Here is a 15,563-nt window from a genome sequence, read left to right as displayed (position 1 = left end):
AAGATCAGTCAAATACATTATTAATAATCGAAGTGACTACCGCTGTACTTAATGCAATAAGTACTAAGTCATTACCAACAATACTCCATTCATAGCCTGGATAATGAGGTAATTGTACAAGCATAGAAGGCGGAACAACCTTTTTAGCTATCCCTGGCGGCAATGGTTTCCCTCTAGCTAAGTTTTTGGCAATACCGGGTGGTAACGCGTGATAGCCTGTAATACCACTGTCTAAAGCGAGTGCTCTTGCTTCATTGTAAGTTAATGATACTGATATTGAATTACTCTTATTTAAGGATAAATGATCTGCTTTTTCTTTTCCGTTACCATTATGACCTTTGTTAGGCTTATTTTTTTGATGCTCTTTTCCTTGCCTATGACCATGACCGCCATTGGGATTGGGATCTGCATAGGAAGATAAAGAAACCACTGAGAAGCTTGCAGTTAATAGCAATAGGTTGCACATTCGAAAAAGCTTATTCATATAAATACCTCCACCGAGCTGGTATTTTCAAAATACACATCAACGCCCCTCCTCACCATAGGTAATATTCCTATAATAGCCTCCATGTACAAAATATCATAAGCCTTATTCTGACTTCGTATCAAGGATAGCAGTCTTTTATTCTGCATGATAAGTGAAAATCACTAAATCTTATTGAGGGTGTGCTAGAAAGGATAAGGTAGAAATTTTAAGTTATATTAAAACGTATTTTTAAGCTGCCTATATGGCAGTGAGCTACCCAGATGATTTCGGTCGAATTATAGCAATTTTCTAAGCTGCCTATACGGCAGTGAACACCATCCCCTATCATATCTTCTTTCCAGCTAGTTTCTAAGCTGCCTATACGGCAGTGAACGGAATCAGTCAGAGTGGACGAGCGTTGTTCTTTTTCTAAGCTGCCTATACGGCAGTGAACACGGTATTACCTACTTTCGTATTCTGCCAATCTTTCTAAGCTGCCTATACGGCAGTGAACATAGCAGCCTCAAGAAGGTCATTAGCAATTCTTTTCTAAGCTGCCTATACGGCAGTGAACTATAAATTATCAGTAAAAAAACTTTATGCAACAGTAAATTATAACAATTTCCCCTTAAATACCTTCTTTTTTATCAGGTAACATAACCTATTGTTTTAAAAGGATATAAAAACTTTAAAAATTTAAAGGGTAAAAAACAAGGAAAATCACTTGCTGATTAGACGAAAAAATTAACCCAACCTTTTATACATTAAATACTATTAAAATAAATATTTCACACACACCTAACAGATAGTTTGATGGCCCTATAAAATCATTAGTTAAGCTGAAAGTCGCTTTTTACCTTTTAGAAAAAATAAAATCCCGGTTAACCAAATAAGTAAAGTTAAACATACCTATTGACCAATTATCCCCTAGCCCTTTCTGCATCACCATTAAAAATAAAATAACCATCAGCTATACACTAATGGCATTAAAATAGAGTTACCCAAATGATTTTTATCGAAAAGAAATTCTATAGTGTTTATATTTTAGCTAGAGCGTCATCCATAAATATAAAAGAAGGCTCTTTTCGCTGATATTGATTAATCATGGGAACAAGGCGTTGAAAATGTTCGCTCTTACAATGTGCATCTAAGGCTGCTTGATCAGGCCACTCTTCGATAAAAATAAAATGCCCCCTATCTTTTTGGTCAACATATAAATCATAAGCAATACAGAGAGGCTCACGCTTAGTCGCTTCAACTAATTCACGGTAAAGTGGGAGTACGATATTTATAGCCTCAAGCTGGATAAAATCTTCTGCAATTACTTTTAACATATTATTACCCCTAAGTTACGTCAAAAATGACACCATAATCATAACTCAGTACATAATAAATCTATACTGGTGTATCAACTTCCCTTATTAGCAACATCATGGTTAATTTTGCAAATGTGCGACTGCTCACACTAAAAGTAAATATAGAAACAGCTTTGTATACCCACTAACAGAAGATGGCCCTATTATTCCCAAGTTTATTGAGTCCATCGACAATCCTGCAAAGAAAAAACTGATTGTTGTTCATTTAATTGGTAGCCACTCTCCATTTTGTAAAAGGATCTCAAATAAGTATGATAAATTTTATAAAAGCAAAGATTTATCTTGCTATGTTCAAAGTATAAAAAATACTGATTTACAGTTACCTCTATTACATGACATATTATCAAAGTCTAAAAACTCATGGTCTATGTTATATTTTTCAGATCATGGGCTTTCTTTTATTGATAATCAACAAGATCTAATCCATGGTGATAAACATCGTCAAAATTTTGAAACGCCTCTTTTTATTACTTCTTCAGATTCAAATACGAGAGAGATAATATCAGCGCAAAGGAGTGGACTGAATTTATTTCATTTATTAGCTGAATGGTTAGGCATCCATGAAAAAAACATACAATCTTCCTGTAAAATAATATCTAATAATGAGTGTAAAGATCAAAATATAGCTATTGATTTTGACCAAAAAATCATTTATTTCAATGAATTATTAAATGACAGTATTAAATAATGATTGAATGGCGAACCTTTTAGTAGGTTCGCCTAATTTATTGTTAATTATTTGAATCATTTAAATACCTTTATCTCTCCATACTAACACATCACGTTATACACAATATCAGTTACACCATAATCAATAAAATATTTTAATGATTACGCCATAACAACCTTAACCTATAAATTACCCATATAGTAAAATATCATCTCTTATTTTTAAGAGCATTAAATCAATCACTTAAATAAAAAATTATTTAAGAGACACCCATCACATTAAGTAATGGAATATGAACTTCGCCTACATAATTAAAATAAAGTAGTCATGATTATCAAATAGAAGGAAATAATCATGAAAAAACTATTATTTATTATTTCAATTCTTTGTTCATCGGCTTACGCGACTAACACTGTTACTTGGTGCTCACCTGAACCAAATCCTGTTACAGGCAAACCAGATTGCATAACTTATACACCAGGAATGGGAGGGATTGATTCAGGCGGCGAAGGCCCCTAATGCTGATTGAATAATGCTATTGGTTCTAACCCTCTTTTCCTTTGGAGGATTAGGATAATACCACTCTACCCTATTTCAACTTCTCATACCTTTAAATCTCATTAAATAATACTTAGATTTAACTAATTAGATGATTAATCAGCAAAGATGACGCAAAATTTAATAAATAAAGAACTAAATTATTCAATTTTGCTGCAAGTCAGTATGATAAAAATATTATTACTGAAACGATGAATGAGTTCTCTGACACATCATTCAATAATCGATCAGTAAATATTCTTTATCTTTATGTCCGAGGTGATTATGAAAAATCTAATCATACCATTAATATATCCAAGTATATTAGGCACTGTATTAACGTTATTTTCATTCTACGCGAGCGCCCATGGCTATATAAGGATGCCAGAAAGTCGCGCTTATCTATGTAGCTTTAACGACTATCTTAAGGAGCCAAAAACACCATTAAACAATGATTGTGGATTAGGGCCTGAATATGAACCTCAGAGCATTGAAACTCAAAAAGGCTTTCCAGAATCTGGGCCTCCTGATGGATTAATAGCTAGCGGAGGTGGTATAGAACGTTTCAGTCCTCTTGATGTGCAAACACCTACCCGTTGGCATAAAATTGATATGAAAACGGGTCTCAATACCTTCACTTGGTATCTAACTATGGCTCATGCAACCGATAATTGGCGGTTTTTTATTACAAAAAATGGCTGGGACCAATCAGCACCATTAACTCGTTCAGCTTTTGAGTTAACGCCATTTTGTCAAAGAGATGATCATGGAGCAATGCCATTGATCGAAGTGGATATCAACTTTATATGTGATGTGCCCGCTGATCATGAAGGTTACCATGTTATTCTTGCAACATGGGATGTTGATAATACCCAAAATGCTTTTTATCAAGTTATCGATGTGAATTTAAGTAATTAACATTCAATTTGTTGAGAATAACACATGAATGACGTTTATAGATAAGAGCCCATATTTTGGGCTCTTATTAGCACTCTATAATCAAATAGTGAAAATACCTCTTAGCTCAGTTAATTTAACTAGCTATTAAGTTTTCCTATCATGTATCTTACTAATAGGATGTATAAAAAACCTACTTCGCCCTGATTTTAACATTAGATGGTGATTATACCGATGCCTATCCGTAGTAAATTTAGTTGCTATTGTTTATAAAATGCAAATTTCTCATATACTTTTTATTAAAGTTGTCATCTAGGAACAATGCAATAAGGGGAAATAACAATATGATGTCTATTTTGGCTGATTATAATCAGATTTTTCTTAACATATCCTAGCTAGGTATGAATAAATGAATCATTCACGACAAAAAATCATATTAAATACACTAATCCAGCTCACACAAGGAACTAATAATGAAGTTAAACTCACTGCGATATCCATCCTTGGTGATTACAAATACGCAATTCAAAATGAAGAAACCTTAAACCGATTAATAGAGCTTTGCTTTGATCCTAATAAAGAGGTCGCAATTACCGCGCTTAAATCACTCGGAAAATTGTCAATTCATTTTCAATAGTTATATTTTTTTAACTATCTGATTTTAATGTAATTATGAAAATATCATGTTTGCTAATTTTATCAGCGATCATTTATCTAAAGCATCAATAACTTTTTCAATTGCCGCAAACCAAATGAAATGATGCCCCATTGCTAATACCTTCGGATAGTTTCTAGCTGAGGCACCTGAGATTGATATGCACTCTATATAAAACAGAATAAACATACTGTTCTGTAAAGGATTTAAATAGGGTTTAAAGATTCTTCGCTAAAAGAATTTTTCCGTTAAATTGTTTAAGTGGTGTTTATTTCAATCAATATACTCTATTTCGCATTAATATATTGATAAATTTAAATAGTTAAATTGATAATGATACCGTTATATTTATCATAAAATTCAATAGATGATGTGATACAGATAACGCTCTAAATATTTCATAACATGCAGCCTGACAAATTGAATACAATTATATATTCAGGAGTTTAGTACGTATTCGTTAATAGCTCCATTCATCATTCAAACATCTGTCTATAAACAGGTATTTAAAACAAAATGAGATAGTGGATACCTTAAAACTATCATGATATTTAATTATTTCTCATTCTCTAATAAAGTAATAAAAGCCATAGCTAACGTGTTATTTAATGTACCTAAGCATCGTGCGTGTAAAGGGATTAATGTTGGCTTTTCTAACTCCAATACTATGTGAGAATAATTCCCACCTCTCTTTATGGGATCTTGGCTTCGAACAGTCGCATTACCAATGACATCCTGACAAGCAAATGCCAATACCGTTCCATCAGTGATGATAGTATTATCACTTGCTTCTTCCTTTGTAAACACATAGGCATAACTATGTATTTCAGTCATTAACGTGTTAGGCTCTGGACTAAATTTAGCCATAATATTTTTTTGTAACTGAAATTTTTCTGGAAAATCTCTTTCCCAATCATAATAAGCCCCTGTTATTTGGATTTCATACAGATCCAATAATTCGTTAACTTCCTTAACAACAAGTGTCATTAGCTTCTTAAAGTCATCATCATTAAGCATCTCTTTTGGTAAATGCTTACCATGATAATAAACTTGGACAGAATTATGACCTGATTGCCTTGCTATTAAGATGGATTCTCTAAGATTTTGAGTTGGTCCATCCGCCATGTTAATAACCAAAATAATACTGTCTTGATTAAATGCTTGTTTAACCTGCTGAATGAGTGAGTCATTCTTTCCATGAGTTACAAATGTTGCCCCTTCTAGCTCCTTAACTAAGGTATGCCTATAATCATCGCCAAGGATCATCACTGAGTTTTCAGCTGAGAATGCAAAAGATGAAAACAGCAACCCCAGTAATAAATATATTGCCTTCATTGACACGCATTTCCTCTTACTCTAATACATTAATGGTAATCTTTTCATACTAGTGTATTTTAATCAAAGATTATCTCACTTGACTAAGCAATAAATACAATGAGTCGTACCCAATATCATAGGTTAAGCGCCTCAAAAATTAGCCATCCCCAGTGTGGAAAAAATAATGACCATTTACTAAAGAGATTAATTGATAAGATATCCATGAGCAAGTTTGATTTGTAAGCCTATAAGCCCGTGTTTACGTCAATTCAGTGTGTTTTTATTTAACATACTGTTATATTTATCACTCTAGGTAATTTTAAGATATTTATGATGTTTTTATCTAACATTATGTATTATCAATATTGGCGATAATCTTATTCTAAATCCAGAATTATGAGGTCAATATTAAATGTCTAAGTTTCAATGTAGCTGCGGTCATATAATTAGGGATAATACAGATTATCTTAGTTATAAGGCTTATTACATCTCTGATCAAGACTTCTATGATTTTCTTGATGAACTAGAAGGGGAGTCTAGAGATAATTTTGCTTCTGTAGCATACAAGTATGTAAGAGATATCTATCAATGTACTAAATGCAATAATATTTTTATCTTTAGAGGTGATTTTTTTCATGAATTTCAAGCAACACAGCCTGATAGCCACTCTCTGTTGATATCTAACATGCGTGATAAATGGCCTGGATTTTTAAGAGGATACTTCATAAAAGGAAAAGGTGAGATTTATTGGGAAACAAATCAACAAAATGATTACCTCACAGGCCTTACCCGTGAACAGGTAGAGTCGACGTATTATCATAAGTTAAATGAGTTTCAATCATTGGGAATACTAAGAGATGCCTTTTTGCATGTTGATGGTGTAATGCTTCACGAATATAATCGATAAACTTTGCTGTTTTAGGTTATGTCAAATATATGGTTCCCGCATAATTTGTTTTACTTTCACTATTTGTTTTGGTTTTACAATTTTCTCTGGTGTTGCCAGCGATAGCGGGAGTTGCATCCGGAGTACACCAGAAAATCATCCATGAGTGCGATATCGCCAATTTCTAAGCTGCCTATACGGCAGTACACGGTACGTCAATAGCATCGATAAGGAGATTAATTTTCTAAGCTGCCTATGCGGCAGTACACCAGATCATGTGTGCTTTATTCGGGGTCGTATTTTTCTAAGCTGCCTATGCGGCAGTACACTATAAATTATCAGGAAAAAATCTTAGCGCAACAATAAATTACAACGATTTTATGCAAAATACCTTCATTTCTACGACAGAATATAACTTATTATTTTTAAAGGGAAATTTTTTGAGCAAAAAATAAAGGGTAAAAAAAGATAAAAATATCGTACCTTCAGTCACTCATCACAAACGAATAGCAGGTTGCCCTATTTCATTTTTCTACGATACTTTATGTTTTCAGTTTTATGCCATACAGCCAATTACTTAACCAAAACATAATGTTCAACACTGCAAAGAACCGGAGTTTTGTGATGAATATTGGTTGCATGGTATAGGTCACAAGTGATATCTACCTTTTTACCTTGGATCTCTTTTAGCTGATTAAATTGATCTGAATTTCTTGGTGCTAAATGCAAAGCACCTATCCCCCATTCAGTGGGCTCTCCCTCACTATCTTCCGGTTCTTTTGATGAGACAGAAATTATATTATCTGTTCTTAATGTTAAGAACCCATCTGGTTTTTCTAATCTAATAACGCCTCTTAACTTTACTGGCGAATTATAATAATAATTAAATTCAGATATATCTTGCTCATCTACTGGTTGGCTAGCAGCAATATTTCTATAAATAATCGTTGAGCGATGATACCAATCTAGCAAGCACGACTTTGTATCGCAATTTTTAACCCGCAATTCCCAATTCTTTTTAACTAACCTCTTAAATTCATCGCTGTTTCCAGTTACTAACTTTGCTTGCAGATAATCAACATATAATTCATCATCTGCTTTAGATAGCTCAGGAGTATTGCATATTAGTTTTTCCACATTACTCTGAGCCTTAGCACAATCAAAACTTGCAGCGTATGTGATTGAAGGGAACACAAATATTAAAAATAGAAATAATCTAATCATTTTAATTCTCTATCGCATTTTCATAGGTAGAATGATTCTAGCATTTTAACTAAAAGCGAAATACTCTATTTTTCTATCACGACTCACCACTCCAATTTCTAATTTTAGAATTTTGTTGTAATATCTTTGGCATCCCCCATAAAATAGACAATAAAGACCAAAGCAGATAAGATTCCACTTATAAACAATCATTATCATTTATAAAATAAACACTAGCTATTCCGCTGTAACCAATAATACTAGCAGAATTACCTATTTTATTTTCTTGCACGGCTCACTTGATACGTCGTTTCTAGCCTCTTGCGAACCCCTGCTAATTTGTCAACATTATCAGATTATGGTTCATCTATCCATTTCACAAAGCTAATCGTCACTCGCTTCATAAGTGAAAACCGCGGCATGATACTGACAATAAATATCATCAATATAAATTGGAATAATAGCTATAAATAATATGTAACAATTACTGTCATAATTTATTTACTCTTTAGTGAGTCATTTGAAGATAGCCATTGCTATAAATACGCCTCCACTAATCTGAAAAATTATATATCTAAGAGCAAAACATTCTTTTTTGAAAGCATCCTACATTTTCCTGTTAGCTTGAATTTAATTTATTATTGGCAGGAAAAGGTTTCACCTTACCCTCGTTAAAAAAACGCATTATATCTTTACGCCCACCAATATTGGCGCGTGTGGAATTAATCTTACCTAAAATAACGAGGTTACTATGAGCTCAGATAACATTATCAATACACAAGTCGTAGATGACGCAGCCGCCATGCCGGATATCTCTAATAAAAAAATTATGATGGGTTTTTGGCACAATTGGGCCGCGGGTGCCAGTGATGGCTATCAGCAGGGGCAATGTGCCAATATGAATCTGACAGACATTCCTGAAGAATATAACGTGGTGGCCGTGGCCTTTATGAAAGGCGAAGGTATTCCAACCTTCAAGCCATACAATCTGTCGGATGCCGAGTTCCGCCGTCAAGTCGGAGTATTAAACAGCCAAGGCCGCGCAGTACTCATTTCCCTAGGTGGTGCCGATGCGCATATCCAATTGAAAACTGGCGACGAAGACAAGCTAACTAATGAAATTATCCGTTTGGTGGAAACCTACGGCTTTGATGGCTTAGATATCGATTTAGAGCAAACCGCCATTAGTTCAGCTAATAATAAAACAGTTTTACCTGCCGCATTGAAAAAAGTAAAAGAACATTACGCCGCCGAAGGGAAAAACTTTATTATCAGTATGGCGCCAGAATTCCCATATTTACGCATCAACGGTGCTTATCTAGATTATATCAATGCCCTAGAAGGATATTATGATTTTATTGCTCCGCAATATTATAATCAGGGTGGCGATGGTATTTGGGTTGATGAAACCACGAGCGGTAAAGGTGCTTGGCTCTCCCAAAATAGTGACGCAATGAAAGAAGACTTTTTGTATTACCTGACTGAAAGTCTAGTTACTGGTACCCGCGGTTATACAAAAATTCCACCCTCTAAATTTGTTATCGGTTTGCCTGCCAACAACGATGCTGCTGGCTCTGGTTATGTGATTGATAAACAAGCTGTCTATAATGCTTTTGCGCGTCTTGATGCCAAAAACTTGTCGATTAAAGGCCTAATGACTTGGTCGGTGAATTGGGATAATGGCAAGAGCAAGACTGGTGTGGCCTATAACTGGGAATTTAAAACTCGTTATGCCGCACTGCTCTAAAGGAAGCTACCTTGCAGCCGCTGTCACTACAATGTCATTGGCACTGACGGCCTTACTAGCTGGCAGATATAAATGGCCATTTGTGTACGTGAAATGACAATATAAAGAGCCAATTTAAATAGGGTTAGTTATGTTTAAATATTTGGATAAGTATCTAACTTATGTATCTATATTAGGAATTATCATCCCATTTTTATTAATATTTTTCCTGAAAAATCCAAAATCCGTAAGCTTTTTTAGACATTCAATCCTTTTATTGCTAACCCTGATATTGGTACTTTCTGCAATATTCTTTATTCATTTACCGTGTATAGGATCCTTAGTGTTTCTTTAGCAAAGCGCATATACATAAGCCTCACTTCGGTGAGGCTTTATTTTGATGTTTTTGGTTAGTTGAGGGATCACTCAAATACTAATAATCACTGTAGCACATTGTTATATTAATCATCAGCTATGCGCAGTGATAAAAGGGGGTTGATAATAATGCTATCAAAACAGTAATACACCCGATAATATTAAAATAAGCCTTATCAAGGTCATTCATTGAGCAATATGTATAATTAAACACTCACCACGCGGCACCATTTTTTTCTATCAGCCCTGACGTTGTTCATCTATAACTGAACAATTCTGTTTTTGATTTTTCATCAATATTCAAGGTAAAAAATGACATATTTAATAAGAATAGCGATGCTATAGCACAAAACATAACCACCCGCTGAGCAGATGGTTCAGACTATTGCGCAATCCATTTCGCATTTAAAAACCAATAAAACTTATTGTAATTTAGTGTTGGGCTTCTGTAATTGCATTAACAATAATTTGTTCATATAACTCGTGTTGGTTTGCAGGTAATATCTGACGATGCATTTGTCGACGTTTGTCACTATCAAAAAGTTTTTCAGCTATCCACCCCGTTAAATATAAGGCGGATAAACACCCCCCTGCTGTACCGATATTACCACGAATAACCAGAGGCTTATCTTCAACGTCTGCTCCCATATTAATAAACGCATTTCTTGCATCGGGATGTGTCGTTGCTTGAATGTCATTCAATAATCCAAGCTTATGTAAGATAAAGGAGCCTGCGCAAATAGAACCAATGATTTGTTGCTGACTGTTAAGTTTAAAGGACTGCATAAAACTTTTATCGGCAAGTGCATTTGGCACACCTTGCTGACCGCTGCTGAATAAAACGACATCAGCTTGATTTGCAAGTGAGACGTGACCATCGGTTTCGACCTTTTGCCCAAGAGTAGATGTGTGAAAGGGTTTAGTGCCCAACACGCTAACATTCCAATCCTCACGGCAGCGACCAAAAATATCACGCATCAAAAAGTAATCGATATCAGTAAATTCATCAAAAATAATAATAGCAACATTAAACATTTTTATTCCTTATTAAATAAACCGCTATTTCCATGATAAATATTTATGTTGTTAAAGGAAGCGATTGCTGAGAGGGAAGCATTTACGGATAAATTTATATCCGCACCTAAAATACCTTTGTGTATTTGCCTTGCATTTAAGATAATCATCTATGCTGTCACTAAGCTCAATAATAAAGCGATGCATCGCCTGCCTTCGGCTTCAAATTGACATACGCCACTGTTTAGAGGCTGACTTGGTAGCGTGATAAATTACTTTACAGACAGAATCATTGGCAGGAAATTTCACTAAATACAGTGTACAGATAGGCAATTATCTTACTGAATATTTTGAATCCTTCAAAAAACGATTTGTCACGAAGTGACCACATTTTGAACGACTATCCAAACACAGTCATGAGTCAATATTATTCTTTTCTTCAGAAATAATTCAAGAGCTAAACGAACCATAGATCATTATGAACGCCTACTGCTGACAGAGACCTAATTTTCTGTTTTGTCCTCAAAAATTGGAGAGCCAGTTGCTAGGGATCATTCACTATGACGGGTTATAAATATATAGTTATTTAAACCCTGAATTGCTAAAAGGCTTATAAATGAAGAATAAACACACCACTCAAGACTATATGCAGAAATTTATGATAAAACAAAATGAGGTGATAGTCCCTTACTTAAGGCAAGTGATTCATCCTACCGAATTAAAATCAGTATTTTGTATTTATGAGATGATTGAACAAGGTGAAAATATTTATACCTACTTAGTTAATGGAGAGATGGTTGTTATATTTGAAATTTCTCGAATCGACCACTCTATCACTCATGACCGAACCCTCCCTATTCGTGAATACGCTCAAGAAATAAAGGGAAGGCAATGGCATAGATATATCAGGGAATTACAAGCATTCGCTGAGCAAGAAGACTCTCAAGTCAATTAAAACATCACACAATGTATTTATTTGGTGAACATTGTTAGTTAGCGTCATTAAAGAAAGAGGAGCATGCAGTATCGGTTGCACCCTCCTTTGCTCAAGATGATGGCATCCCCCTTTTCTTTATATCTGCATATGTGTAGCGATGTTGCTTTTTGTTGACTTGTTATTTTAACTATTGCTGTTCCCGTATGGCTAGTTAATATAAATCCTATTAAAACTTAAATAAGATTTATATTGTTATATTTGAACGCAATCAACATACGGGAAAGATTTTTGATATAATCGTATATATTTTAGTGATATACCTCTTGTTAACATTATTCTTTATATCTTTTCAATACTGGATACCTTCCCTTTTTAATCAGTATCACTTATTTGCTATTCAAATAAACACTTCTGTCTTACATAATTCTGCGACCTTAAAATCATGTGCTATCTGAATAACCAATAATTTTGTTAGCGAAATGAGCAGGTTGGTCGATGATGGTATTATCTATAGCTGAGGTGATAACACCTTCGACTTTTTTATGCCTAGGAAAATCGCCACAGTGAACTAGTCTATCTTTATCTTGATGATTGAGATGGCTGCTATCTCCGTTTACTCACACAATTGTCTTAAGTCAAAAGGCCTAAATCAGAAACTTAACCAACCATCTAACTCAATAAGCGAATATTCTTTGGTCGCCATTCCATTAGCCATCTCTATGACCTCATTCTTTGGGGTAGTTAACTCATAACCGTTAAGCAGTAGATAAACACAACTCGCCATCATAGCGGTTCATTTATTCGCATTAGTAACCGGGTGGTTTCTTATCCAGCTTTTAATTAAAGATGAAACAAGAACAAACATATCATCTGTTTGCTGGTAATAGTTCACATGACTTGAACTTGATTGGGATAAACTAAGATCATTGAAGTTCAATACTTCTACTTCTATTGGCTCATTAAGAGTTTGCAGCACTATCAATACGCTGTTGATACTTTTTAAGTCATCAACTGACAGATAAGTAATTCCTGCAACAAATTTCTCTGAGATATTCAGCACTCACTTTACCTTAGCTAATTTTCCATGTTTTTTTCGTGGCAAGCAAAACCAAGGTCAAATGCATTTTTAATTTACTCATCCTGAGTGGATTCTTGCTCGTGGCTAGCCTTGGTATTGCGATTTTACTTTTATTACGAGCAGGTATATTTACTTTTGCAGTGCGTGCCCCACATCAACATCATTGTAAGCCTACGAGCTATACACCATATCTAGATATATGATAGCTATTACTCCAGATAAGAGTGAAAGTTAACTTTTATTAAGCTAATAGCATTGTTTTACATTATCATACGTATCATTCTCGCTCTGGGAGATTAGCGCCGCCTCATTACAGACGACGATATTTTGTTAGTGCGTTACTGATAAACCGTTTAGCCCATTCTTCCTGCCAAGGAAAGAGCAGTAAATGGAATATACGAGGGTAAGCCACGCTCAGGATTACGTGGGTCGTTAATCATCCCCCAATCAATGATAAATTGGGCTGGATTGTCTTTGTCACATGCTCATCATGCAGGAAATAGCTCAGTATTTTTAAATCAAATGGGAAGGAGTTGGCTTAGTCAATTCCTTACATTTAGGGGCTATTTAATATAATCCACTTAAGCGCTTCGACAATGGCAAATGAAACAAAACCAATATTTTTTGGTTTTTTATTGGTAATACATTAAAATCAACGTTTATAAACAACAAAACAATGTGGATAATAATGATATCTATGGACAGAGTTCTACACAGCTTGGTCTGCGTCAGTTTTTTTGTAGGTTGGTACTTAATTCAGTATGCCTTACTGGCATTTCCTGGGATAACCACCTATAACGATGCCTTAGCCGCTTGGCCACTATTTACGATTCTATTTATCTTACCTTATTCCCTGTTCTCTCGAGCATATTACCAGAAACGAACCGGGCTAATGCCTTTCGGCACAGTACGATTTTCAGATCTCAGGCTTCCAATAATAGCAATGGTCATATTATCTGTTGCAACTATGTTTTACGGAGAAGATGAAACATCGATACTTGAGATGCTCGCCCTATCACCATTGCATCAGTTTATTCTGGTCGTGTCAGTCGTTTTCGCAGCGCCAATTATTGAAGAAATTATTTTCAGAGGCTTTTTACTGAATGCCGGAATGGGCTACGGCCCAAATGGCAAGCATGTGATGATTATTATCACCTCTGTACTATTTGCAATGATACACCATCAATATAATTCACCTGCCACATTTATTATGATTTTTGTGATGTCCGTTATTTTTTGCCATGTCAGAATTCAGACTAATTCGCTTATGGCACCAATTATTTTGCATATGATTAATAACGCCGTGGCAATGCTTTTATTGTTTCTTTTAAACGACACCCCCTAAGGGGCATTCGGCCCCCTTAAATGTGACTAACACATTCTTATTTAAAATTATGGTGCTTACCCCTACGGAAAACAGGTTCAATTTAGTTTCTGCAGATAAGCACCATTTATCTAGATTACTCCTTAAAAATGCATAAATTCTCAGTGAATAAAAAGTACGTAAAATAGGTGTAATTTTGCATAACCTATTTTTTCGCTCAAACGGCTATTTCCAGTAATTAACCCATTAGTTTTTTATAAGCGTCGGCAACTTCTTGTGAAATCATGTTTGCAACTTCGGTTTTGATAGGTTCGCCGCCTTTGCTGGTTAATTCAGTTCGGGTTTTCACCATCCCTAAATGTTGTGTGGCCATTTTAAGCGCATCACCTTAATAGCGAGTGATTGCCTCAACGCCAAACTTCCCCTCCTTCCCCCAACAAATAACTGGCAAGATGCACCGGCTAAAGTCCCCCAATCTGATTTAGCCATCGTGTTTATCTTCTTCGCTGATTAAAAAGCCCACTCATAAAAATAGATTTTTGATTGTCCCGCTGTCACGTCATTTCTTCTATCCACAGCAAACGTTACTGTGATCTCCAGAAAAACAACCCAAACGGTGGTATTCATTGTGTTTGATTCTCAGTATGCGCTCACTACATAAGGAATATAGATAACACATGAGGCAGCAACAATGCGCCGCGCTCCTCTTATTTAACATGACGTATCCATAAATGAAAAAACCACTAGCGATTAGCTGATGGCTATAAATATTTAACTTATGTATACTGGCAACTTCGATTGAACAGGAACTTATCTATTATGGCTGACTTAGGAGCTGCTCTTTTTACTGCATTCATTGTTTCGTTTATTTCATTCACAGCCATAGCCCTTTATATGGATCATAAATATAAAGGTGATACTTCTATGTCTGGGTGCCTTTACTCATTTTTTGCTTCATTTTTTATTCCATTAATTATTTTTGTTACCGTATTTTTGTATAATTTCTCCTTATGAAACCTGCATCGCAAGATTAGGAATACATTATGGCTTTAGTCCCCATTGTCTTAGGTATTACTACACTCATTCTAGGTCCCGTGTTGCT

Annotated in this window: 12 protein-coding genes, 3 pseudogenes and 1 CRISPR repeat array; of the genes and pseudogenes, 8 read left to right on the top strand and 7 right to left on the bottom strand. The window is 35.0% G+C overall.

From position 1 onward, the window contains the following. Positions 1-4: 4 nt before the first annotated feature. Together PR699_RS00945 and PR699_RS00940 are read right to left on the bottom strand one after the other, a co-directional pair. Positions 5-484: an anti-virulence regulator CigR family protein gene (locus PR699_RS00945; RefSeq protein ID WP_014658153.1), complete on the bottom strand. Its 480-nt coding sequence runs from the start codon at positions 482-484 to the stop codon at positions 5-7. Positions 485-712: 228 nt separating this feature from the next. After that, positions 713-1,040: a CRISPR direct-repeat array (repeat unit 28 nt; unit sequence TTTCTAAGCTGCCTATACGGCAGTGAAC). 463 nt (positions 1,041-1,503) lie between these two features. Next, positions 1,504-1,800, bottom strand: a complete 297-nt coding sequence (locus PR699_RS00940) for a putative quinol monooxygenase (protein WP_004918910.1) — start codon at positions 1,798-1,800, stop codon at positions 1,504-1,506. A 151-nt stretch (positions 1,801-1,951) separates the two neighbouring features. On the opposite strand from PR699_RS00940, the pseudogene PR699_RS00935 reads away from it, so the two are divergent. The 4 genes and pseudogenes from PR699_RS00935 to PR699_RS00920 all read left to right on the top strand — a co-directional run. Further along, positions 1,952-2,530: pseudogene (locus PR699_RS00935) on the top strand (sulfatase-like hydrolase/transferase); the annotation flags it as partial. Between the two features lie 336 nt (positions 2,531-2,866). Next, positions 2,867-3,031, top strand: a complete 165-nt coding sequence (locus PR699_RS00930; protein ID WP_004918906.1) for a hypothetical protein — start codon at positions 2,867-2,869, stop codon at positions 3,029-3,031. 288 nt (positions 3,032-3,319) lie between these two features. Further along, positions 3,320-3,967, top strand: coding sequence for a lytic polysaccharide monooxygenase (locus tag PR699_RS00925; RefSeq protein ID WP_004918900.1), 648 nt, complete (start codon positions 3,320-3,322; stop codon positions 3,965-3,967). A gap of 388 nt (positions 3,968-4,355) precedes the next feature. Then, positions 4,356-4,583 carry a HEAT repeat domain-containing protein gene (locus tag PR699_RS00920; RefSeq protein WP_004918896.1) on the top strand — a complete coding sequence of 76 codons (228 nt, stop codon included), beginning with the start codon at positions 4,356-4,358 and terminating at the stop codon, positions 4,581-4,583. A gap of 573 nt (positions 4,584-5,156) precedes the next feature. On the opposite strand, the gene PR699_RS00915 is transcribed toward PR699_RS00920, so the two are convergent. After that, positions 5,157-5,936: an elongation factor Tu-B gene (locus tag PR699_RS00915; RefSeq protein ID WP_014658151.1), complete on the bottom strand. Its 780-nt coding sequence runs from the start codon at positions 5,934-5,936 to the stop codon at positions 5,157-5,159. A 394-nt stretch (positions 5,937-6,330) separates the two neighbouring features. Between PR699_RS00915 and PR699_RS00910 the strand changes: the two genes are divergently transcribed. After that, complete coding sequence (locus PR699_RS00910; RefSeq protein WP_014658150.1) at positions 6,331-6,825, top strand: hypothetical protein; 495 nt, start codon at positions 6,331-6,333, stop codon at positions 6,823-6,825. A 552-nt stretch (positions 6,826-7,377) separates the two neighbouring features. Here PR699_RS00910 and PR699_RS00905 read toward each other — a convergent pair. Next, entirely contained in the window at positions 7,378-8,028 is a 651-nt protein-coding gene (locus tag PR699_RS00905) for a DUF4431 domain-containing protein (RefSeq protein ID WP_014658149.1), read from the bottom strand. Positions 8,029-8,758: 730 nt separating this feature from the next. Here PR699_RS00905 and PR699_RS00900 point away from each other — a divergent pair. Beyond that, positions 8,759-9,751, top strand: a pseudogene (locus tag PR699_RS00900) (chitinase); the annotation flags it as partial. Positions 9,752-10,540: 789 nt separating this feature from the next. Here PR699_RS00900 and PR699_RS00895 read toward each other — a convergent pair. Continuing rightward, complete coding sequence (locus tag PR699_RS00895) at positions 10,541-11,143, bottom strand: DJ-1/PfpI family protein (protein WP_014658147.1); 603 nt, start codon at positions 11,141-11,143, stop codon at positions 10,541-10,543. 595 nt (positions 11,144-11,738) lie between these two features. Here PR699_RS00895 and PR699_RS00890 point away from each other — a divergent pair. Further along, positions 11,739-12,077: a hypothetical protein gene (locus PR699_RS00890; RefSeq protein WP_014658146.1), complete on the top strand. Its 339-nt coding sequence runs from the start codon at positions 11,739-11,741 to the stop codon at positions 12,075-12,077. Between the two features lie 595 nt (positions 12,078-12,672). On the opposite strand, the pseudogene PR699_RS19630 reads toward PR699_RS00890, so the two are convergent. Next, positions 12,673-13,119: pseudogene (locus tag PR699_RS19630) on the bottom strand (type II toxin-antitoxin system death-on-curing family toxin). Between the two features lie 715 nt (positions 13,120-13,834). Between PR699_RS19630 and PR699_RS00875 the strand changes: the two are divergent. Beyond that, entirely contained in the window at positions 13,835-14,482 is a 648-nt protein-coding gene (locus tag PR699_RS00875; RefSeq protein ID WP_158002581.1) for a CPBP family intramembrane glutamic endopeptidase, read from the top strand. A gap of 217 nt (positions 14,483-14,699) precedes the next feature. Here PR699_RS00875 and PR699_RS00870 read toward each other — a convergent pair whose 3' ends face one another. Then, a complete protein-coding gene (locus PR699_RS00870) occupies positions 14,700-14,834 on the bottom strand; it encodes a hypothetical protein (RefSeq protein WP_004918846.1) in 135 nt (44 codons plus the stop codon). Between the last annotated feature and the right edge of the window lie 729 nt (positions 14,835-15,563).

Source organism: Providencia sp. PROV268 (assembly GCF_028477805.1).
Classification (GTDB): Bacteria; Pseudomonadota; Gammaproteobacteria; order Enterobacterales; family Enterobacteriaceae; genus Providencia; species Providencia stuartii.
The sequence above is the reverse complement of the archived record's forward strand: the minus strand, read 5'-3'. Positions and strand labels throughout refer to the sequence as shown.